20 protein-coding genes are annotated in these 23067 nt (G+C 45.3%); 18 read left to right on the top strand and 2 right to left on the bottom strand.

The window, feature by feature from the left end; translation table 11 throughout:
- Positions 1-104 precede the first annotated feature (104 nt).
- From rimP to T515_RS02920, 18 genes are all read left to right on the top strand, one after another.
- Positions 105-482, top strand: a complete 378-nt coding sequence (gene rimP, locus T515_RS03005) for a ribosome maturation factor RimP (RefSeq protein WP_036607431.1) — start codon at positions 105-107, stop codon at positions 480-482.
- Positions 479-1663, top strand: coding sequence for a transcription termination factor NusA (nusA, locus tag T515_RS03000; RefSeq protein WP_036607428.1), 1185 nt, complete (start codon positions 479-481; stop codon positions 1661-1663). The genes rimP and nusA overlap by 4 nt, the downstream gene beginning before the upstream one ends.
- Before the next feature lie 5 nt (positions 1664-1668).
- Positions 1669-1935 carry an RNase P modulator RnpM gene (gene rnpM / locus T515_RS02995; RefSeq protein ID WP_036607642.1) on the top strand — a complete coding sequence of 89 codons (267 nt, stop codon included), beginning with the start codon at positions 1669-1671 and terminating at the stop codon, positions 1933-1935.
- Entirely contained in the window at positions 1925-2248 is a 324-nt protein-coding gene (locus T515_RS02990; protein ID WP_036607426.1) for a L7Ae/L30e/S12e/Gadd45 family ribosomal protein, read from the top strand. Before rnpM ends, T515_RS02990 begins: the two co-directional genes overlap by 11 nt.
- The gene (infB, locus tag T515_RS02985; RefSeq protein ID WP_036607423.1) at positions 2238-5000 is read left to right on the top strand and encodes a translation initiation factor IF-2; all 2763 of its coding nucleotides are present in this window, start codon (positions 2238-2240) and stop codon (positions 4998-5000) included. The genes T515_RS02990 and infB overlap by 11 nt, the downstream gene beginning before the upstream one ends.
- The gene (gene rbfA / locus T515_RS02980) at positions 4997-5413 is read left to right on the top strand and encodes a 30S ribosome-binding factor RbfA (protein WP_036607421.1); all 417 of its coding nucleotides are present in this window, start codon (positions 4997-4999) and stop codon (positions 5411-5413) included. The genes infB and rbfA overlap by 4 nt, the downstream gene beginning before the upstream one ends.
- Before the next feature lie 101 nt (positions 5414-5514).
- Complete coding sequence (locus T515_RS02975; protein ID WP_036607640.1) at positions 5515-6492, top strand: DHH family phosphoesterase; 978 nt, start codon at positions 5515-5517, stop codon at positions 6490-6492.
- 66 nt (positions 6493-6558) lie between these two features.
- Positions 6559-8151, top strand: coding sequence for a bifunctional riboflavin kinase/FAD synthetase (locus T515_RS16330; RefSeq protein WP_051671372.1), 1593 nt, complete (start codon positions 6559-6561; stop codon positions 8149-8151).
- A gap of 198 nt (positions 8152-8349) precedes the next feature.
- Complete coding sequence (gene rpsO, locus T515_RS02965) at positions 8350-8616, top strand: 30S ribosomal protein S15 (protein WP_031550722.1); 267 nt, start codon at positions 8350-8352, stop codon at positions 8614-8616.
- Between the two features lie 448 nt (positions 8617-9064).
- Positions 9065-11158 carry a polyribonucleotide nucleotidyltransferase gene (locus T515_RS02960; protein ID WP_036607411.1) on the top strand — a complete coding sequence of 698 codons (2094 nt, stop codon included), beginning with the start codon at positions 9065-9067 and terminating at the stop codon, positions 11156-11158.
- Between the two features lie 114 nt (positions 11159-11272).
- A complete protein-coding gene (gene gltX, locus T515_RS02955; RefSeq protein ID WP_036607409.1) occupies positions 11273-12721 on the top strand; it encodes a glutamate--tRNA ligase in 1449 nt (482 codons plus the stop codon).
- Between the two features lie 310 nt (positions 12722-13031).
- Positions 13032-14129 (top strand): FtsH protease activity modulator HflK, encoded by a 1098-nt coding sequence (hflK, locus tag T515_RS02950; protein WP_242839313.1) that lies wholly within the window; start codon positions 13032-13034, stop codon positions 14127-14129.
- Positions 14126-15016, top strand: a complete 891-nt coding sequence (gene hflC / locus T515_RS02945; RefSeq protein ID WP_036607407.1) for a protease modulator HflC — start codon at positions 14126-14128, stop codon at positions 15014-15016. The genes hflK and hflC overlap by 4 nt, the downstream gene beginning before the upstream one ends.
- A gap of 62 nt (positions 15017-15078) precedes the next feature.
- Positions 15079-16986 carry an ATP-dependent helicase gene (locus T515_RS02940; protein ID WP_036607405.1) on the top strand — a complete coding sequence of 636 codons (1908 nt, stop codon included), beginning with the start codon at positions 15079-15081 and terminating at the stop codon, positions 16984-16986.
- 11 nt (positions 16987-16997) lie between these two features.
- Positions 16998-17669 (top strand): response regulator transcription factor, encoded by a 672-nt coding sequence (locus T515_RS02935; protein WP_036607403.1) that lies wholly within the window; start codon positions 16998-17000, stop codon positions 17667-17669.
- A 269-nt stretch (positions 17670-17938) separates the two neighbouring features.
- Entirely contained in the window at positions 17939-19504 is a 1566-nt protein-coding gene (locus tag T515_RS02930) for a sensor histidine kinase (RefSeq protein ID WP_155988244.1), read from the top strand.
- 296 nt (positions 19505-19800) lie between these two features.
- Positions 19801-20031, top strand: coding sequence for a hypothetical protein (locus tag T515_RS02925; RefSeq protein ID WP_051671371.1), 231 nt, complete (start codon positions 19801-19803; stop codon positions 20029-20031).
- A gap of 5 nt (positions 20032-20036) precedes the next feature.
- Positions 20037-21500 carry a M28 family peptidase gene (locus T515_RS02920; protein ID WP_036607401.1) on the top strand — a complete coding sequence of 488 codons (1464 nt, stop codon included), beginning with the start codon at positions 20037-20039 and terminating at the stop codon, positions 21498-21500.
- A 199-nt stretch (positions 21501-21699) separates the two neighbouring features.
- Here T515_RS02920 and T515_RS02915 read toward each other — a convergent pair whose 3' ends face one another.
- Positions 21700-22365: a hypothetical protein gene (locus T515_RS02915; RefSeq protein ID WP_036607398.1), complete on the bottom strand. Its 666-nt coding sequence runs from the start codon at positions 22363-22365 to the stop codon at positions 21700-21702.
- Between the two features lie 330 nt (positions 22366-22695).
- Entirely contained in the window at positions 22696-23037 is a 342-nt protein-coding gene (locus T515_RS02910; RefSeq protein ID WP_036607395.1) for a hypothetical protein, read from the bottom strand.
- Between the last annotated feature and the right edge of the window lie 30 nt (positions 23038-23067).

The following is a 23067-nucleotide window of genomic DNA, read 5'->3' as shown; positions in this document are numbered from 1 at the left end:
GATTTAACTATATTCCTATGTTATTCTAAATCAGTATTTATTGACTAGTTGAAAGGAGCAGGCGAAAAGCCCGCTCCTTTTGCTTAGGTTTAGAGGAAATTTTTATGCAGGCAAATGGCTATACCGAAAGAGTAAAAAAATATCTCGACGAGATATGTCCGCAGGACGGATATGAAGTAGACAGTGTGACTTTCACACAGGAAAACAACGAATGGTACTTAAGAGCATTCATATATCGGGCAGATGGTGTCGATATGACTGTAGATGACTGTGCAAAGGTTTCCCGAAAGCTGTCTAAATGGCTTGACAAGGAAGATTTCATTCCAGAGCAATATATGTTGGAGGTATGTTCACTCGGCTTTAAGGATCATCCCGGAAACGCCGATGTGGAGCCTGAAGATGTGGATGCAGAGACATTGGAAGAAGAGTCCACAGAAAACGAATCAGAAGATATTATCACCGGGAGGGGTAAAAACAAATGAATACAGAACTTAGCGAAGCACTCGATCTACTGGAGAAGGAAAAAGGAATTTCAAAGCAGTCTTTGATCGAAGCTATCGAGCTTTCACTTCAGACTGCCTGCAAGAATCACTTTGGTTCTTCTGACAACATCAGAGTAAGTGTTGATCCGATGACCTGTGAGTTCTCTGTTATCGCTGACAAAACAGTAGTTGATGAAGTACTTGATAAGAACACCGAGATCTCTCTTGCTGATGCAAGAATGATCGATCCGGGATATACCCTGGGTTCAATCGTACCTGTAAAGGTAGATTCCAAGTCCTTCGGACGTATAGCAACACAGAACGCGAAGGGCGTTATAGTACAGCGTATCCGTGAAGAAGAGCGTAAGGTTCTTTACAACGAGTACTACTCCATGGAGAAGGAAGTCGTTACAGGAACCATCGACAGAAATACAGGCAGATCCATCATCGTTAATCTCGGCAAGGTAGACGGCTACCTTTCAGAAAACGAGCAGATCAAGGATGAGAAGCTTGAGACAAACGACAGAGTCAAGGTTTATGTTGTTGAAGTAAGAGATACTCCGCGCGGACCGCGTGTCATGGTATCAAGAACACATCCTGAGCTTGTAAAGCGTCTTTTCGAAGAAGAGGTTTCCGAAGTAAGAGACGGCATAGTAGAGATCAAGGCTATCTCACGTGAAGCGGGCTCAAGAACAAAGATGGCAGTTATGTCAAATGATCCTAACGTTGATCCTGTAGGTGCATGTGTAGGTCTCAACGGTTCCCGTGTAAACACTGTAGTTGAGGAACTTCGCGGAGAAAAGATCGATATCATCAATTATGATGAGAATCCTGCATACCTTATCGAGAATGCACTTTCACCTGCAAAGGTAATCGCAGTTATCGCAGATCAGGATAATAAGGAAGCCATGGTCATCGTACCTGATGCGCAGCTCAGTCTTGCCATCGGTAAGGAAGGTCAGAACGCACGTCTTGCTGCAAAGCTTACAAGCTACAAGATCGATATCAAGTCCGAGTCACAGGCTCAGGAGCAGGGCATCTTCGATGAGATGGGTATCGACTACCAGGGTGAAGAGTCAGAGGATATGGATGACTCAGAGCTTATGGAAACAGCAGAGGACATTGAAGATACAACCGGTGAGACATTTGCAGAAGCAGATGACGAAAACGGAGAGATGTGAACGGTATGAAAAAAATACCGGAGAGAACGTGCATCGGCTGCGGTCAGAAAAAGGAAAAACCAAACCTGATACGTATCGTTCATGCACTTGACGATACCTTCAGCATAGATCCAACCGGACGCAAAAACGGTCGGGGCGCTTATATTTGCAATGACATTTCCTGCCTTGACAAAGCCATAAAGCGAAAGGCTCTGGATCGGGCTTTCAAGGTTTCCGTTTCTGAAGAGACCGCACAGGCACTCAGAGAGGAACTGATACAGCTTGGTAGATGAAAGAATATACGGTCTGCTCGGATTATGTCAGAGAGCAGGCAAACTTAAAAGCGGCGAGTTCGCAGTAGAGAAATCTCTCAAGGGTCATAAATCATATCTTGTGATAGTACCCGAGGACGCGTCCGATAATACAAAGAAGAAATTCAGAAATATGACTACATTCCGCAATGTTCCGTATTTCGAATTGGGTACAAAAGAAAAGCTGGGAATGCAGCTCGGCAAGTCCGAGCGGTCATCACTCAGTGTAGAAGATGAAGGATTCGCTCAGGCGATGATCAAATATATTGACGGAGGTAATGTGAATGTCAGATGAGAACCAGAAAGAAAATGGATTAAACAGCAAGGATGAAAAGAAGGGTGAAGCTCCTAAGAAAAAGAAGCTTGCTGTAGTTTTCCATTCGCAGAACTCCGCAAACCATAAAAATCATCCTCTTGGAGGAAAGCTCTCCACTGCCAAGGAGCAGGGTGCAAGAAAGACACAGCAGTCTTCCGAGCAGAAGGCTCAGAGTGAAAAGCCAAAGAAGACAAGTCCTAACGGAAGACCTCTTCCACCGGGAACAGCCCGTGTAACTCCACTCCGTGAGCTTAATGAACTCCAGAAGCGTCAGGCCGAGGAGGAAGCCAAGAGAGAGGCTGAGCGTAAGGCTCAGGAGGAAGAGGCAAAGAGAAAGGCTGCCGAAGAAGCCAGGAGAGAGGCTGAGCGCAAGGCTCAGGAGGAAGAAGCAAAGAGAAAGGCTGCTGAAGCAGCAAAGTCTGCACCGGCAGCTTCCGAGAGAAGCTCTGACCGTCCTCAGAGAACAGCTGATAAGCCTCGCTTTGAAAGAAGCGGTGACAGAAACGACCGCGGCGATCATCAGGCAAGACCTGCTTTCGGACAGAGAAACGACCGTAACGGAGACCGTCCTCAGGGTGGATTCCGTAAGGATGGTCCGCGTCCTGCAGCAGGCACAGGCCGTCCTGCTGACAGAAACGGTACTCAGAGACCGGGGCAGAGACCTGCAGGTTTCGGAGGACAGAGACGTCCTCAGGAAGCTTCCGCAGTTGCTGTAGACATCTCTTCAAAGCCGACAGCCGGAAGAAATGCCCACAAGCCAGGTGACAAGAATTTCGGAAACAAGAATTTCGACAACGAGAGGGCAGAGGCAGCAAAGAGAAATCGTAACAATCGTAAGCAGAACAAGTACACTGCTGAGCAGTCTTACGAGAGAGACGATGAGATGGCAGCACGCAAGAAGAAGACCGGCAAGGGTGCATTTATCAAGCCTGAGGTGGTTAAGCCGGTTGAAGAGGAGATCAAGTCCATCACCATTCCTGAGGTTATCACCATCAAGGAGCTGGCTGATAAGATGAAGCAGAAGCCTGCAGATATCATCAAGAAGCTCTTCATGAAGGGTCAGATGGTAACACTTAACACTGAGCTTTCATATGAGGAAGCAGAGAACATTGCTGTAGATTACGATATCCTCTGTGAGCAGGAAGAGAAGATCGACGTTATCGCAGAACTTGTTAAGGATGACATCGAAGATACAGATGCAGACATGGTTTCAAGACCTCCTGTTGTCTGCGTAATGGGTCACGTTGACCACGGTAAAACTTCCATCCTTGATGCTATCAGAAACACAAACGTAACTGCAAAGGAAGCCGGCGGTATCACCCAGTCAATCGGTGCTTACCAGGTATCTGTAAAGGTAAATGACGAAGACCGCGTCATCACCTTCCTTGATACACCGGGACACGAGGCATTCACAGCCATGCGTATGCGTGGTGCACAGTCAACGGATATCGCAGTTCTTGTAGTTGCTGCAGACGACGGTGTCATGCCTCAGACAGTTGAGGCCATCAACCACGCCAAGGCTGCAAACACTCCTATCATCGTAGCCATCAACAAGATTGATAAGGAAGGTGCTAACCCTGACCGTGTTAAGCAGGAGCTCATGAAATATGATCTCGTTCCTGAGGACTACGGCGGAGACACAATCTGTGTACCTGTATCTGCAAAGAAGAACATCGGTATCGAAGATCTTCTTGAGAACGTGGTTCTTGAGGCTGACGTTATGGAGCTTAAGGCTAACCAGAACCGTTCAGCTTACGGTGTAGTTATCGAGGCAGAGCTTGATAAGGGACGCGGTTCCGTAGCAAGACTTCTTGTTCAGAAGGGAACTCTTCATCAGGGCGATGTAGTTGCTGTAGGCTCAGCTTACGGTAAGGTACGTGCCATGACTGACGATAAGGGCAGACGTATCAAGAAGGCCGGTCCTTCACAGCCATGTGAGATCCTTGGTCTCAATGCCGTTCCTAACGCAGGTGAGATATTCCAGGTTAAGGACAGCGAGAAGGAAGCAAAGGCTTACGCTGCAGCTTTCGTAACAGAGAGCAAGCAGAAGAAGGTAGAGGAGTCCAAGAAGAAGGTTTCTCTCGATGCTCTCTTTGATCAGATCAAGGCCGGCGAGATCAAGGAACTTCCTATCGTTATCAAGGCTGACGTACAGGGTTCAGTTGAGGCCGTTAAGGATTCTCTTGAGAAGATCAAGAACGAGGAGGTTGCCGTTAAGGTAATCCACTCCGGCGTTGGTGCTATTAATGAGTCTGACATTAATCTTGCAAGTGCTTCCAATGCTATCGTCATCGGCTTCGATGTTAAGCCTGATGCAACCGCAAAGGAAATCGCTGAACGTGAGAATGTTGACGTAAGACTTTACAATATTATCTACAAGGCTATCGAGGATATCGAAGATGCCATGAAGGGCATGCTGGCTCCTGTATATGAGGAGAAGGTTATCGGTCATGCAGAAATCCGTCAGATCTTCAAGGCATCAGGTGTCGGAAATATCGCCGGATGTATGGTTAAGGACGGTCTAGTACAGAGAGGTGCCAAGGCACGTATCATGCGCGGACCAAAGCAGGATCAGGTTTTCGAAGGCGAGATTGCTTCTGTAAAGCGTTTCAAGGACGATGTAAAGGAAGTAAAGGCAGGCTACGAGTGTGGTCTTGTATTTGACGGCTTCAACGAAATCGAGATCGATGATTATGTTGAAGTATATGTAATGGAAGAGGTTAAGCGTTGAAAAAAAATTCCGTAAAAAACACCAGGATAAATGCTGAGGTCATGCGTGAGCTTTCGGTGGCTATCCGTGACCTCAAGGATCCTCGCATTTCACCTATGGTATCTGTTACAGGTGCGGAGGTAACTCCGGACCTTCAGTACTGCAAGGTATATATATCAGTTCTTGGAAGCGAGGAATCTCTCGCAAAGACTATGGCGGGACTTAAGGCAGCCAGCGGCTTTTTAAGAAGAGAGCTGGCACAGACCGTAAATCTTCGTCACACACCTGAGCTTCAGTTTGTTGAGGATCATTCCATCGAGTATGGTGCCCGTATGGATGCCCTCATCAACAAGGTGGCAAAGGAAGATGCTGAAAAGCATGTAGACACCGAGGATGATTCTCAGGAAGAGAATGACTCCAATGAGGAAAATTAAGGAATACTGATTAAATCAGCTTTTCCCCGGATAGTTTCATTTACAGGCAGAGATGCATTTTGCGTCTTCTGCCTGTAATGTGTATAGAGAAAGGATTTTTCATGAACGAATTTCACCAGTTGATCGAAGCAGCAGACAGCATCTGTATAGTTGGACATACCAATCCGGACGGAGACTGTCTCGGCTCGACACTCGGCACTAAAAATTACATAAAGAACCGTTACCCGGATAAAAAGGTTAATGTTTATCTCCAGACGGCCAATGAAAAATTCCGTTTTATGCCCGGATTTTCAGACATCATCAATGTTCCTTCAGACAGGAAATATGACATGTGCATCATGTGCGACTGTAACGGTTTCGACAGACTTGGAGATTACAAGACATTGGCAGAAAATGCTTCTGTCCTTTATGTTTCGGATCATCATATTCCCGGAAACCAGAAATTCGAGCACGGAACCATCATTCCCGAGGCTTCCAGTGCCTGTGAAGTGATTTTTGATCTGCTTGACAAAGACTATATAACAAAAGAAGTGGCTGAATGTCTCTATCTCGGAATCGTTCATGATACAGGGGTCTTCAAGTACAACTGTACTTCACCGCACACCATGGAGATAGCCGGATTCCTTATGTCAAAAGGCATTGATTTCAGTCACATAATAGACGATACTTTCTTCACAAAGACATATCCCCAGCAGCAGGTTCTGGGACGTGTCCTCATGGAAAGTCTCATGGTCATGGACCGCCGCTGTCTTGCAGGATGGCTTACCTGCAAGGAAATGAAGTTCTACAATGTAACTTCAAAGGACATCGACGGAGTAGTCAGTGTCATGAGAGAGACCAGAGGTATCGACTGTGCAGTCTTCATATATGAAATGACCAACCAGAACTTCAAGGTCAGTCTCCGAAGCAACAACCATATGCTTGATGTGGCACAGGTTGCTGCACATTTCGGCGGCGGCGGTCATAAGATGGCAGCAGGCTGTACATTACAGGGATCATATCATGATGTCATAAACAACATCACAAAGGAGCTGGCACTCCAGATGGATGCGCCTGACTTCATATCGAACAGGGGATAAAAGTATATGCGTCAGCCCTTCGGGTCACGAAATCAAACAGGCTGGCGTTCTCTTTATAGGGGATAAATGGACGGAATTATAGTTGTTAGAAAAGAGAAGGACTGGACCAGCTTTGATGTAACAAAAAAGCTTCGCTCAATTCTTCACGAGAAAAAAATAGGACATACCGGAACTCTCGATCCTATGGCCGAAGGGGTTCTGGTAGTCTGTGCCGGAATTGCCACAAAACTTGTGGATGCCATCGCCGGAACAGTAAAGGTATATGAAGCCGAAATGAAGCTGGGCATCACCACCGACACAGAGGATACAACAGGAACCATCCTTTCGGAGAATACTGTGGAAGTATCCGAAGAGGAAGTAAGAAATGTCATTGAAAGCTTTATAGGCACTTACGATCAGATACCTCCCATGTACAGTGCGAAAAAGATCAACGGCAAAAAGCTCTACGATCTGGCGCGACAGGGAAAGACCGTAGAACGTAAGCCAAACCGTATAACCATACACAATATAAAGATAAATGAAATAAAGCTTCCCTATGTAAAGATGGAGGTGACCTGCTCAAAGGGTACCTATATAAGAACTCTTTGCAAGGACATCGGAGAAAAGCTTGGTACAGGGGCAGCCATGTCAGCCCTCCTTCGCACAAGAGTCGGACAGTACGGCATAGAAGAGAGCTACACTCTCGGTGAAATATCGGAAAAGGCCGAAAAAGGAGAACTTTTCTCCATTATGAAGCCTCCTATCTTTATTCCGGAGCCCACGGTGGTTTCCTTCGGAAAGTTTGACGGAAGCCACAAAGGACATCAGCTGATTTTTGAGAATATGTTCAGAATTGCAGAGGAAAAACATCTGAAAACTGCAGTGCTGACTTTCTCACAGAATCCTGAGACACTATTCACCGGAATCCAGAAAACAGCCATTTCATCAGGTGACGAACACCTCACCAGACTCAGAAACCTCGGATTTGACTATATTTTCTCATACCCAGTAAACAGTGATACCATGAAGGTTCCTGCAGAGAATTTCCTCAGGGACGTACTCATCGAAGGCATGCATGCCGAAGATATCGTTGTGGGTACCGACTGCAGCTTCGGTCATAAGGCTCAGGGTAATGCCGATATGCTTAAATCACTTCAGGAACAATACGGCTACACAGCCCATATCATCAAAAAACGTGAAGTTCTTGATGAAAACGGAAATCCCCGTGAGATCTCAAGTACTTATATCCGGGAAGAAATCCAAAAGGGCAATGTAAAGCTCGCAGCGGAACTTTTGGGAAGACACGTTTCTTTAAGCGGAACAGTAGTCTACGGAAAGCAGATAGGTTCAACCATTCTGGGATTCCCTACAGCAAATCTCATTCCCAAGGAAGGAAAGACCATACCAAAGGCCGGAGTTTACGTAAGCCGGGTCCTTGTTGGTCAGGAACTCTATAAAGGCATGACCAATGTAGGTACAAATCCCACCGTATCCGATGGCAACCCCGTTGATGTCGAGACTTTTATCATAGGTTTCAGAGGTGATATCTACGGAAAGAAGATAAGAGTGGAATTTATCGACAGACTCAGGGATCAGGAAAAATTTCCGTCACTTGATGATCTGAAAAAACAGCTTGAAAAAGATGTTGAGAAAGCTTCTCATTACCCTATGGAGCTTTGAAAGTCGGAGTCGTGAGACATCTCACCTTCACCCTGTCAAAGTTAATCAAATTTTTATCCTTACACATTGACAAGGATATGGGTTTTTGTTAAATTACATGAGTATGCGCGTTGGCGTGGTTTTACGGAACTCCTTCCGGAAACTCGGTCAGCGTAAGTTTATCGCGATTATCGCGACAGTTTTTTAGGAGGAATTAACATGATTTCAAAAGAGAAGAAGGCAGAGCTCATTGCACAGTACGGACGTAAGCCTGGTGACACAGGTTCACCTGAGGTTCAGGTTGCTATCCTTACAACAAGAATCAACGAGCTTACAGAGCACCTTAAGAAGAACCCTAAGGATCACCACTCAAGAAGAGGACTTCTTATGATGGTTGGTCAGAGAAGAGGACTTCTTCAGTACCTTGCTAAGACAGACCTTGAGGGATACAGATCACTCATCGAGAAGCTCGGCATCAGAAAGTAATTTTGATAGAAAAGGGCGGAGATTTATTCTCTGCCCTTTTGTTGTGTTTGTCGTGTCTTTTGATTAAAAAGTTGTCGACCACACTTAAAGAATTTGTTAAAATATAGAGTTGAGTAGTATGTGTTATCAGTATGCAGCATACTACATATCACTATATGATATAAACGACAGGAGAGTCATCCGAGATCACTGATGAGATCCGGACTTTGAGTATATAAGCATTGCGGAAACATGCAGCCTGTTCCTAAAGGCAACCGGCATATGACGAGAAGAGCGATGCACAGATTTTATGCACTTAGAGTTCTGATACGGCCATAGTGTTTAAGGTTTTCGAGTCTCATCAGTGTTTTTGGACCTCCCTGTCGCTTATGTACCGGCAGCTCACTGAGTGCCGGACATAAACATTTGCCTGCATATCAGGCAGATGTTTCATACAACAGGAGGTTTTATGTATAAGAGTTATTCTATGGAACTCGCCGGCAGAACACTTACCGTTGATATCGGTCGTGTTTGTGCCCAGGCAAACGGTGCAGCACTTATGCACTATGGCGATACAACTGTTCTTTCAACATGTACCGCATCAGCCGCTCCCAGGGACGGCATCGACTTCTTCCCGCTTCAGATCGAGTATGAGGAGAAGATGTACGCCGTTGGTAAATTCCCGGGGGGATTCAAGAAGAGAGAGGGACGTGCAGGCGATAATGCCATCTTAACATCACGTGTTATCGATCGTCCTATGAGACCTCTTTTCCCTAAGGACTTCCGTAACGACTGCCTCGTAGACAACCTGGTTATGTCAGTAGATCAGGATTGTTCACCTGAGCTTCTTGCCATGCTCGGTTCATCCCTTGCAACAGCTATTTCTGATGTACCATGGGATGGTCCTTGTGCATCAACACAGGTAGGTATGATCGACGGAGAGCTGATCATCAACCCTACAAACGCAGAGAAGGCTGTTTCAGACCTTGCTCTTACTGTTGCTTCAACCCGTGATAAGGTTATCATGATCGAGGCAGGCGCAAACTGCATTTCCGATGAGAAGATGATCGAAGCCATCTACAAGGCTGACGAAGTAAACAAGCAGATCATCGGTTTCTTCGATTCCATCATCGCAGAGTGCGGAAAGCAGAAGATGGAGTACGTAAGTGCTGCAGTTCCTGAGGAGCTTTTCGAAAGAATCAAGTCCATCGTTCCTCCTGAGGAGATGGAGACAGCTGTATTTACAGATGACAAGCAGCAGAGAGATGCAAACATCGCTGAAGTTACAAAGAAGCTTGAAGAGGCATTTGCAGAGGATGAGGAAGCCCTTGCAATCCTTCCTGATGCTGTATATCAGTACGAGAAGAAGACTGTTCGTAAGATGATCCTCAAGGATCACAAGAGACCTGACGGACGTAAGATCGACGAGATCAGACCTCTTGAGGCTGAAGTAGATCTCATTCCGAGAGTACACGGTTCAGCTATGTTCAAGCGTGGACAGACTCAGATCCTCGATATCGTAACGCTTGCACCTCTTTCAGAGGTGCAGAAGGTAGAGGAACTCAACGAGTTTATTACAGAGAAGAGATATCTTCACCAGTACAATTTCCCGGGCTACTCAGTAGGTGAGGCCAAGGCAAGCCGCGGACCGGGACGTCGTGAGATCGGTCACGGTGCACTTGCAGAGAGAGCACTTCTTCCTGTACTTCCTTCAGTTGAGGATTTCCCATACGCTATCCGTGCCGTATCAGAGACTATGGAGTCCAACGGATCAACATCCATGGGTTCAACATGTGCATCATGTCTTTCACTTATGGCAGCCGGCGTTCCTATCAAGGAGCCTGTAGCAGGTATCAGCTGTGGTCTCGTAACAGGTGACACAGACGATGATTACCTCGTTCTTACAGATATCCAGGGTCTCGAGGATTTCTTCGGAGATATGGACTTCAAGGTAACAGGTACTCACGAGGGTATCACTGCTATCCAGATGGATATCAAGATCCACGGTCTCACAAAGGAAATCGTAACCGAGGCTATCAAGAGAGCTCACGAAGCACGTCTCTTCATCATGGACGGCGTTATGAAGGATGCCATCGCAGAGCCTCGTAAGGAGCTTTCACCATACGCTCCTAAGATCATCACCATCCAGATCGATCCTGAGAAGATCGGTGATGTTATCGGTAAGCAGGGTAAGACCATCAACGGAATCATTGACGAGACAGGCGCAAAGATCGACATCGACGATAACGGTATGGTATCTATCTCCGGCATCGACCTTGCAGCACTTGAGAAGGCAAAGAAGATCATCGAGTCTATCGTTAATGACATCGAGCCGGGCCAGATCCTCACAGGTAAGGTTGTACGCATCATGAACTTCGGTGCATTCGTACAGTTAAGCCCTAACAAGGACGGTATGGTACACATCTCAAAGCTTGCTGACGGCAGAGTAGAGAAGGTTGAAGATGTTGTAAACATCGGCGATGAGGTTACCGTAAAGGTACAGGAAATCGACAAGATGGGCAGAATCAACCTTACTATGAGACCTCAGGACCTCAAGGATTGAGATAGTTTCAAAACATCAGCATCGGTAATTTCATGATAATGTCATTCCCGATGCATTAATAAATCTAAGAGCGGGGACTGGCAACAGTCCCTTCTTTACATTTAGGAGAACAAAATGAAGATCAGAACACGATACGCTCCGTCACCAACCGGAAGAATGCATGTTGGTAACTTAAGAACTGCACTGTATGCCTACCTTATTTCGAAGCATGAGGACGGCGATTTCCTTTTAAGAATCGAGGATACAGATCAGGAGCGTCTTGTTGAAGGTGCGGTAGACCTCATCAACAGAACTCTTGATGATACAGGTCTCATTCCCGATGAATCTCCTGATAAACCGGGCAACTGCGGACCATATGTTCAGTCAGAGCGTGTAAGCTCCGGTGTTTATATGCAGTACGCAAAGCAACTCGTAGACGAGGGTAAGGCTTATTACTGCTTCTGTACAAAGGAGCGCCTCGAGTCTCTCAAGACAACTGTGAACGGCGAAGAGATCATGCACTATGATAAGCATTGTCTCAGCCTTTCAAAGGAAGAGATAGAAGAGAACTTAAAAGCAGGCAAGCCATACGTTATCCGTCAGAACAATCCCACAGAGGGAACCACAACTTTCCATGACGAGCTTTACGGAGATGTTACTGTAGATAACTCAGAGCTTGACGACATGGTACTTATCAAGTCTGACGGATTCCCTACATACAATTTTGCCAATGTTATCGACGATCATCTTATGGGCATCACCCACGTTGTCCGCGGAAACGAGTATCTGAGCTCCAGCCCCAAGTACAACCGTCTCTATGACGCTTACGGATGGGAGATTCCGAAGTACATTCACTGTCCGCTCATCACAGATGAGAACCACAAGAAGCTTTCAAAGCGTTCAGGACATTCATCATTTGAGGATCTCATCGATCAGGGATTCGTTGCTGAAGCTGTTGTAAACTTCGTAGCTCTTCTCGGCTGGTCACCTGATGACAATGAAGAGATCATGTCCCTTCAGGATCTCATCCGTAAATTTGATTACACACGTATATCAAAGAGCCCTGCGGTTTTTGATATGGGCAAGCTTCGCTGGATGAACGGCGAGTACATCAAGGCTATGGACTTTGACAAGTTCTATGAGAGAGCCCTTCCTTTCATCGAGAATACCATCAGGAAGCCTCTTGACTTCAAGCACATAGCAAACATGGTTAAGACACGTATTGAGATATTCCCGGATATCAACGATATGATCTCATTCTTTGAGGAAGTACCGGAGTATGACAACTCACTCTATGTAAACAAGAAGTCAAAGACAAACCTTGAGAACTCCCTTGAACTTCTTAAGGATGTTCTTCCTCTTCTCAAGGAGCAGGAGGACTACTCAAACGACGCTCTTTTCGCACTCCTTTCAGAGTACGGCACAAAGAAGGAGCTTAAGACAGGATTCGTAATGTGGCCTATCCGTATCGCACTTTCAGGTAAGCAGATGACACCTGCAGGCGCTACAGAGATCATGGAGGTTCTCGGCAAGGAAGAGTCCATCAAGAGACTTGAGGCCGGAATCGCAAAGCTTCAGGGCTGATAAATTCACTACAGATTTAAATAGTTATAAAGCAGTCAACTTCTGTACCACGCCCCAGAAAGTCAGACCAAATCAGTCTGACTCTTTGGGGTCACCTCATACAGCGGTTGACTGCTTTTCTTTGATTTACCGGCATTCCATATAAGTATCCCATGGCTCCCGGCAGACTCCCCGGGTATTGATACAGATTGCCAAGGTCACCCGCCAATATTTTACAATTATCTTGTGTTTAAATTACTGCTATTCTTAAACAAATTTAAGTATGCTATCATTAATTCAAATCATTTTTTTATCAGAGAAGGAGTAGTTAATGAGAAACAAAAAAGATACAAACGGTTCTCAGCCCGAGATGCCGCATTTTGAAATGCCGGATCCCGATAAGGCTAAAGCCGGTTTGGGAAAAGTCCTAAAATTCGTACTTGCGGGTGCAGTTCTTGTGGGGGGCTTAGTTGTTGTCAATTCCGGACTGTACAGAGTATCGGAGCAGGAACAGGCTGTTGTAACGAGACTCGGCAAGGTCCATGATGTCAAGACAGCCGGAATGTACTTTAAAATTCCCCTTATCGATACCGTTCAGAAGGTAAGAACCACCACCTACGGTATCCCTATCGGTTATATTACAAACGAGTCCTACGGAGAGAGCGGTTATGCAGAGAATATCCCTGAACAGTCCCTCATGATCACTTCGGATTTCAATTTCGTAAACACCGACTTTTACATCGAGTACAGAGTTTCCGATCCGGTAAGCTATCTCTATAATTCCAGAAATCCGGAAGACATCCTTGAGAATCTTGCCCAGGCAGCCATCCGTACGGTTGTTTCAAACTACAATGTTGATGATGTTATGACAACCAGCAAGAACAAGGTACAGTCAGATGTTCGTGATTCACTGGTAAGCGCCCTTACAAATGCGGATATAGGTCTTGAGGTTGTCAATGTCTCCATCCAGGACGTTGAACCTCCTACCAAGGAAGTCATGTCCGCATTTAAAGCAGTTGAAAATGCAAAGCAGGGATCAGAAACCTCTATCAACAACGCCAACAAGTACAAATCAGAGCAGCTTCCTGCAGCAGAAGCCAATGCCGATAAGATCGTAAAAGCGGCAGAGGCAAAGAAGGAAGCCCGTATAGCAGAGGCAGAGGGTCAGGTTGCCCGTTTCAATGCCATGTACGAGCAGTACAGACTTAACCCCCTTATCACTAAGCAGCGTATGTTCTATGAGGCAATGGAAGACATCCTTCCTGATCTCAAGGTCATCATAGATGACGGAGGCACACAGACCATGCTTCCTCTTGAAAGCTTCGTAAGCGAAACCTCAGGTTCATCAGCAGTGCTTCCAGGCACTTCCTCACACACTGAGACCGCGACCCCGGAGAACGAAACAACAGAGGAGGAATCAAACTCATGAAAAATAAATTCACATTGGTAAGGGTAATAGCTGTTGCAGTACTGGTATTTTTCCTGATGATCTCAAGTTCCTTCTTTTACACCGTAGCCCCCAACGAATACGGCGTAGTTATGCATCTCGGACGAATCACAAGAGTAAACAGTGAGGCAGGTTTTTACAGTAAGCTTCCGTTTTTTGAGACAGTGAGATTCATTCCGAAGGATCTTCAGATCTATGACATTCAGCCCTCGGACGTCATCACTAAGGACAAAAAGTCCATGATTGCCGATGACTTCATACTCTGGAAGGTCACTGATCCAGTCAAGTTCACCCAGACCCTTAATGCTTCCACCAGAAGCGCAGAGGACCGTGTGGGAGTTGCGGTTTACAATGCCACAAAGAACATCCTTTCATCCATGTCCCAGGACGAAGTTATCGCCGCAAGAGGCGAGCAGCTTACAAAGCTCATTACAGAGGATTCCAACTCTGATATCGGCGGATACGGAATCACCATTTATCAGGCCAAGATAAAGGCTCTGGACCTTCCGGATGATAACAAGGACGCCGTATATGAGCGTATGATTTCCGAAAGACAGAATATAGCGGCTTCCTACAAGGCTCAGGGTGACAGCCAGGCCCAGAAGATAAGGAACGACACCAACCGTCAGGTAACCATCATGGAGGCCGAGGCCGAAAAACAGGCAGCCATCACAGAGGCTGAAGGTGAGGCAGAGTACATGAAGACCCTTTCAGAAGCCTACAACACAACTGATAAGGCGGAATTCTACAACTACATCCGTTCCCTCGATGCCCTGAAGAATTCCATGAAGGGAAGAGGCGACAAGACCATCATTCTGGATAAGGATTCAGAAATCGCAAAGATACTGTATGGAACAGGACTGAACTGATAGTCCATATGGTCTGAATTCAGACTATATGAAGTTTTCAAAGCTCGTGGTACACTTGTGCCATGAGCTTTTCTAATGAACAAATTGCTGCGATTCAACATGTAAACGGTCCTGCACTGGTGCTGGCCGGACCTGGTTCCGGAAAAACCACCGTCATTACCCACAGGATAATGCATCTCCTGTCCCTAGGTGTCCCACCGGATAAAATTCTCGTCATAACATTTACAAAAGATGCCGCCACTGAAATGGAGGCAAGATTTAAAAAACTGCTTACGGAAAATCCCCGAAAAAGCCAAAAAAACACCTCCGGAGTTCCAATAATTTCAGCTGCAGGATCTCTTTCTGAAAGATCTGTGTCAGAAGAATCCGGAAGTCAGGTCACCTTCGGCACATTTCATTCCATCTTTTTCTACATACTGCGTCTTCGCTACAATCTTTCCTTCAAAAACATTATTACAGACAGGAACAAAACCCTGCTTCTACGTGAGCTTACATCAAGAGAGCAAATTGACAGTTCCTATGATACGGATTTCTTCCGGCTTTTTCTGTCTGAAATCTCAAAGTATAAATCAATGGGAGAGGAGAGCTCCTCTTTCCGGTCAAAGCTTATAGACAACGATAAATTTCTAAGGATTCTATCTTCATATCAGAGTGAACTAAAGGCCCAAAGACTGCTGGATTTCGATGATATGCTGTTGTTATGCCATAAACTGTTTGTAAATGAACCGGAGGAAAAAAAGCTTTGGCAAAGTAAATTCAGCTTTATACTGGTGGATGAATTTCAGGATATAAACCCCGTTCAGTACAGTATCATAAGAATGCTGGCTGAACCCGAAAACAACCTTTTCATAGTAGGGGATGATGACCAGTCCATATATCGATTCAGAGGAGCTGAGCCCTCCATCATGCTTGGCTTTGAAAAGGATTACCCAAAGGCAAGACGTATACTTCTCTCAAACAATTATCGCTCACAATCAGAGATAGTAAGCTTTGCGAGGAATGTGGTAAGTCACAATAAACAGCGTTTCCCAAAGGATATAAAAGCCGCAAAGGGGCCCGGGGCTGTGACACTGTACTACAGATCCGACACCACAGCTTCTGAGTACGCTCAGGTCCTAAGAAATATAAAAAAGGAACTTAACTCCGGAGTTCCCCTTAAGGAAATCGCCATACTTTTTCGTACAGAAACCATCATCCGGCCCCTTCTTTCAGAACTTAACCGCATGGAGATACCATTCGTCCTTAAAAACAAGGTCAAAAATATCTACGAAAGCAGTACAGCAGAAGACATCATATCCTACATCAGACTTTCTGAAAATATGGGTACCCGGGCTGATTTTCTCCGTATAATGAATAAGCCCCTGCGATACATATCAAGAACTGCAGTGTCCGAAAGAGACATGAGTTTTGAAAAGCTGAAAAAATACTACAGCCGGTCCTTAAAGATGCAAAACACTATAGATTTGTTTCTTCAAGATCTCCGGACCATCAGAAAACTCCCCACCTTTGCAGCCATGATTTACATCAGAAAAAGGATGGGATATGAAAGTTATCTTGAAGATTACAGTAAAGAAAATCATGTAAACATCAAAAAGCTGCATGATATAATGGATGAGATGGAAGAAAGCGCAAAATCATTCCCGGATAAAAAGGAGTGGCTGCATTACGTGGAATCCTATGGCGAAGATCTAAAAAACGATAAATCCGAAGCAGCCGACGGACTCCGGCTCATGACCTTCCACAGCAGCAAGGGGCTTGAATTCGACATAGTCCATCTTGTTGACATAAATGAGGGAATCGTCCCCTACAGTAAGGCGGTAACTCCCGAAGACCTGGAAGAAGAACGCAGAGCCTTTTATGTGGCTCTCACAAGAGCGAGAAAAGAATTTCACATTTACTTCACAGAACAAAGATATAGTAAGCATTGCAGTCCAAGCAGGTTCATACTGGAAGGGCTTAAAGAGAAATAAGAGGGACATTTATGGAACGATTAAAGGTACTGGTTGTTGATGACGAAGAACGTATGCGGAAGCTTATTTCCGATTTTTTAAAGCTGAAGGATTTTGATGTGATAGAAGCGGGTGACGGCGATGAGGCCGTTGACAGATTCTTCTCGGACAAAGACATTGCCCTTATCATCCTTGATGTGATGATGCCGAAAATGAACGGATGGGATGTGCTGAAGACCATAAGAGAACACAGCAAGGTTCCTGTCATCATGCTCACCGCCCGTTCCGAGGAGCAGGATGAGCTCAAGGGCTTTGAATACGGCGCGGACGAATATATCTCCAAGCCATTCTCCCCGAAGATTCTTGTGGCGAGAGTGGAAGCCATCCTTCGCCGCTCCGGCATGAATCAGGAAGATGTCATAAACATCGGCGGCATAGAGGTTGACAAGTCCGCCCATTCCGTAAAGATCGACGGAGCTGAAGTTGAGCTAAGCTTCAAGGAGTACGAGCTTCTCATATATTTCATCGAGAACAAGGGCATAGCTCTTTCCCGTGAGAAAATACTGAACAATGTCTGGAACTACGACTATTTCGGTGATGCCAGAACCATCGACACCCATGTGAAGAAGCTTCGCGCAAAGCTAGGCACAAAGGGAGATTACATAAAAACCGTCTGGGGAATGGGATACAAATTCGAAGCCTGAGGCTGTATAACATGTAATTTCAATACAGTTGAATATGCTCTTTTTACCGCTTCCTGAAAGGGAAGCGGTTTTTATGATAAGGCAGAAGTTATAAGAAAAACATTAAGGCTGCTGATGAATTCACAGAAAATCCCCAAAGTAAGAGTATGATAGAATAACATACGAAAGTCCGTTTATTGACTCTGACTGGAATTATAAATCTTGAAATCATCGAAGAAACCTCCTGATTTTACAGAGAAGTAAATACGGACAGAAGAGGATATAGAATCATGAAACAGCCTTCCATTCTTAAAAAAAGCATAAAATGGCGATATACCTGCATCTTTATCTGCATCATCGCAGCCATACTTGCAGCCATACTTCTGGTGAACACCTTCCTTTTGGAGCGTTATTACACGAAAGAAAAGATCACCACTCTGCAAAATGCCTATGAGACACTGGACCGCATGATCGATACGGTTACAAAGAACGATCAGACATTGTCATCCCTTTTCCCCCTGAACTATGACACCTCGGATCCAAGCACCGAAACTCAGGGCACCAGTTATCTGAAGACACTGTCTGAGACCTACAACATCAACGTACTGATCCTGGACACCAAAACCGACACCATTTTCTCCACCTTCGGAGACCTGAATTTCCAGTCCAGAAAGCTCAATCAGTATATCTTCGGAAACAGGGCATACTCCACTGCGGAAATTGTAAAAAGCTTTGAAAACTATTCCATAGAGAAGACCTCCGACAACATTTCCAAAAGCACTTATCTGGAGAGCTGGGGCTATTTTTCCGACAATACCACCTGCTTCATCATGTCCATGCCTGTATCAAGCCTCAAGGAATCCGTAGGGTTCTTTAACCGTTTCCTTCTTTTCATAGGTATCTTTGCCATGATGGGTGGCTCCATAATCGTTTATTTCATGAGCCGTGAGATAACGAAGCCCATAAACCAGCTGGCGCGGATCAGTGAGAAAATTTCCGCCCTTGATTTCAATGCAAGATACACCGGTGATTCCGTTGATGAGATAGGAGTCCTCGGCAACTCCATGAATACCCTGTCGGAGCGTCTCCGTAAGTCCATTGCAGATCTCAAGACCGCCAACAACGAGCTCCAGTCCGATATAGAAAACAAAACCAGATACGCAGAACGCCAGCAGGAGTTCGTTGCCAATGTCTCCCACGAGCTTAAAACACCCATAGCTCTCATTCAGGGTTATGCCGAGGGTCTCAATGAAGGTCTCGCCGACGATCCGGAATCCAGAGCCTACTACTGCGGAGTCATCGTGGACGAAGCCAAAAGAATGAACACCCTTGTACATGAGCTTATGAACCTGAGCTCTATAGAGCAGGGTAAGGATCTTCCTGACTTTGCTCTGTTTGACATATCAAAGGTAGTGAACGGTGTAATCACCAAATCGGATATACTCATAAAACAACAGGATGCCCACGTAGAGGTAGACATTCCCGAAGGCACCATGGTCTGGGCAGATGAATTCAAGGTGGAGCAGATAATCACAAACTACCTTAACAACGCTCTTCATCATCTTGAACAGCCTAACAATATAAGCATATACTCACAGCGTGAGCAAAATGACATTGTTTCCATCCATGTGACAAATACCGGAAAGCCCATACCGGAGGAGGACCTCAAAAAAATCTGGGAAAAATTCTTCAAGGTGGACAAGGCGCACACAAGAAGCTACGGCGGAAGCGGCCTCGGTCTCAGCATCGTAAAGGCAATAGTAGATGCCCACCATCAGAAATGCGGTGCAAAAAACACAAGAACCGGAGTTGATTTCTGGTTTACTCTTGAGCGGGAGAACAAACAGCGACCTTGAGAAGAATTTGATTTCAGCCCGTCCCCAGATGGGCTGTTTTTTTCACGATAAGGCTGTCACGCGTGCGTTGTGCTTGTACAAAAGCACATGTGACGGCCAACGTGGAATCGAGTAGGGCGTATTTTCCCTACTCGATTATTCACTTTTCACTTTCTAAATATGGCATTTTGGATTAATATAGTCTGATGCGAGGTCCGGTTGTCATATCCTGACATAAACAGAGATTATGACATCCTGAGACATTGCCCATATTGAGAGGGCAGAACATCAGCCCTCAACTTTTTTTGGAGGTAATTATGATCAATCCGGCAGAAATGCTCAAAATCGGAGGCATTATTAAAAAATTTCAGAGCAATCATCCTAAGGTAGTTGCTTTTTTGAATCATGAACTTTCATCAAGCGTTCCTGTAGGTTCTGTTATCGAAATGACGATCACAAAACCGGGTGAGTCCCCTGTAACAACCAATTTCAGGGTGCTTCAGGATGACTTGGAAATGGTTGAAACACTAAAGAAAATGCAGAAATAAGGCCCATGAATTTATCCAACTTATTAAAAGATCCCATCGACATCCCTTTGCTTCTTATCTATGTAATCGGTGTACTCATCATGGTTTACAGCGCCATGCAGTTCGTACATGGATTTTTGTACAAGCAGAAGCCCTATATACGTTCCGGAGTGAAAACTTTCATCATTGCAGTGATACTGTTGGCTCCGAGACTTATATACCAGCACATCCGCATAGACGGATCGGATTATAAAAAGGCTGTAAAAGCATCAGTAAAAGCAGTTTCAAGTGTCTATGACAGTGTGGGAACAGCAGACAGCGCCAATATAAAGGCCCAGCTTGAGGCACTTTCGGAACGGCTTTCAGATTCGGGTTACTCAGTTTCCCTGGCTTCTTCCGTAGAAAATGAGAATGAGGGAAACTTCACCGTAAGAACCTTCAGTGCCGTTAAAGCAGCATCCTCAGATGCCGATAGGGCTGATATCATACTTATCAGCACTGCACTTGACTCTGACGGTACCGAAGAAGGTTTTACCGATGACGCCGCGGAAATCTCCGTCATAGAGGCTGTGGCAAAGAAACTGGAGAAAACTGAGCTTGATACAGAACTCAGATTTCTGGTGTTTACAGACGGAAGAAACGGACAGGATGGAGCGTATTCCTATCTTCATTCTCTGACAGAGGATGAAAGAAACCGTATTACAGGTAATATTTCCTTTGATCTTTTGGGCCTTTCGGATTACACAGGCTTTGAGACCGTTACCGTAAACGGAAGGGAAAACCCTCTTTCAGGCATCATCAATTCTTCCGTGAAACGAATGACAGGACAGAAGCTGTCCATCATACAGGAAAAAGATTCTGAACTTGTTTCATTTCACATAAATGAAATTCCGGGAGTTCTTCTCAAACAGGCTTATGTAGAGAAAGCTTCCGCCGCAAAGTCTGTTGACATGTTAAATCAAGACGAAATAGCAGATGCGGCGGCCATAATCGGCGATGCAGTCATAAGAGAACTGAAATCCCGTGAGTCTGAGACCATCAAGGCACTTAAGACAGATGACAGGGAAGCATTTACTTCAGGTTCCTTCAGGAAGGATAAAGACAGCTTCAGCTGTGGTTCATCCTTGAAAGATATCTCTGAGAACTTTGGAACAGTCCTTACGGAAACCGGACTCACTGATGCTTCCGGAAACAAATTGTACGAAGGACGGCTTTACCTGCTTACTTTCGATTCACCTGTACCGGTGCTTTTTCATGTCAATGATTCAGGACTTCAAATAGTGGCTGCAGATACCGGTGCTGTTCCGGCTTCAAAGGATGAGCTTACCCGGATACTCAAAAATCTTTTTGGAGATCCTATCGCTGAAGCAGATGTACTTAGCTGGACAGACGAAAAAACAGGAGCGGTATATCATATTGCAGCCTCTGAAAGTGACTATACAGTAAGCAGCATGACATCCGGCGGATACAGCTTCTATATCACAGCATGAGCTGACATATATTAAAATAAGGCAAACTGTCATAGAATCAAAAATCCCATCATTCGGCATGAGACTTAACTCAGGCTGAATGATGGGATTTATTTTTCTCGATTATTCTTTATTATCTGTTCTTTTCCTCGTGGCAGAGTCACAAAGCCCGTGAGTGAATACTTCATTAGTCCTTCTTGCAACAGAATAACTGAAGTTATCACCCAGTGATGTCCTTCATGGTTCCGGTGGGAGAGGAGCCCAGCAATACGCAGAACCCAACCTCTGAAGCAGTTGCCTCCCGGGCAGATAAATCATCGGTACTACCTGTGGCAACTACAACCGGTACAGAGTCCTCATTAACAGGGGTTCCCGAGCTCACTGAAGACCCCCGGACTGTAGCTCCGCTGATATCAGATTCAGCTATGATGACAGGCACCGAAACAGTATTCACCGAATTCACAGATGCAGTTGAAGTACTGCCGGTCTTAATACAGGAGGAACCGGTATCTGCATCCGAAAGGCTTGATACCGCAGTTATAACCGGAGCAGTTACTGTATTCTGACTGTAATTTCCGGAAGCTGTAACATAATTGCCTGAAGTTTCCGCCTGAGAGCTTTTCGTCTGAGAGACAGAAGACGCCTCCTGAGCTGTCATGGAGGCCGTAACTGTGGAAACCGTATCGGTAATAACCCCGGAAGATGAATTTACAGCAGAGGCCCCGCCGGAAGCATTAACCGTATTCACACTTGAAGAATATGCCACTGATGTTCCGGGTAATGAAGAAACCTCAACAACATCCGCAAAAGAAGCAGTAGCCGAGGCTGCAGTTATCAATCCGCCTATTATGATGGTTTTAAATATATTAGAAATAGTTTTATTCATATACCGGTCCTTTACAATTCTTATTACAACACCATTATAGCTGAGATAATACCCGGAAAAATTACATTTACTCTACAATTTACGATATTCCCTGCAGCGTCAGTTTTTCACTAAGGAAATTCAAACAGACTGACGTTCCCTTCAGCCCTTGTCGCGAACGGATTCGATGTGGACCTTGCCCCTAAGGTCATGATATAAATATGACAAAAAAAGACCGCAGCACATGACTGCGATCTCTTTAATAAATTTAAATTTGATGGCATGAGTACAAAAAGCTTTCAATGATCATCCCGCCGAATGTCACTCATGTACCGCCTCAGCTGATAAAAATCAGTTCTGAGCAGCTAAAGCTGCATTTGCTGCTGCAGCTGCTGTTGCGGAATCAGTAAGCTGTGCTACAACAAGCTGTCCACCTGTCAGTAACTCTGAAGGAAGAACAACTGTGCCGTTTGCTGCTGCGGCTGCGGCTACTGAATCTGAAGCCTGTGCAATTACAAGCTGTCCGCCTGTAAGTACCTCCGGAGGAAGAACAACTGTGCCGTTTGCAATTGCGGCTGCTGTTGCAGAATCATAAAGATTTGCATGTACAACATCTGCAAATGCCGGAAGTGAAACAGATGCAGCGATGATTCCTGCCATAGCAACAGTCATAAGTCTCTTATAAGTTTTCATACCAAATACTCCTTATATAATATTTCATCA

The organism is Oribacterium sp. P6A1 (assembly GCF_000702885.1).
In the GTDB taxonomy this organism is placed as follows: Bacteria; Bacillota; Clostridia; order Lachnospirales; family Lachnospiraceae; genus Oribacterium.
Note: the sequence above shows the minus strand (reverse complement) of the source record. Positions and strands in the feature narration are given on the sequence as shown.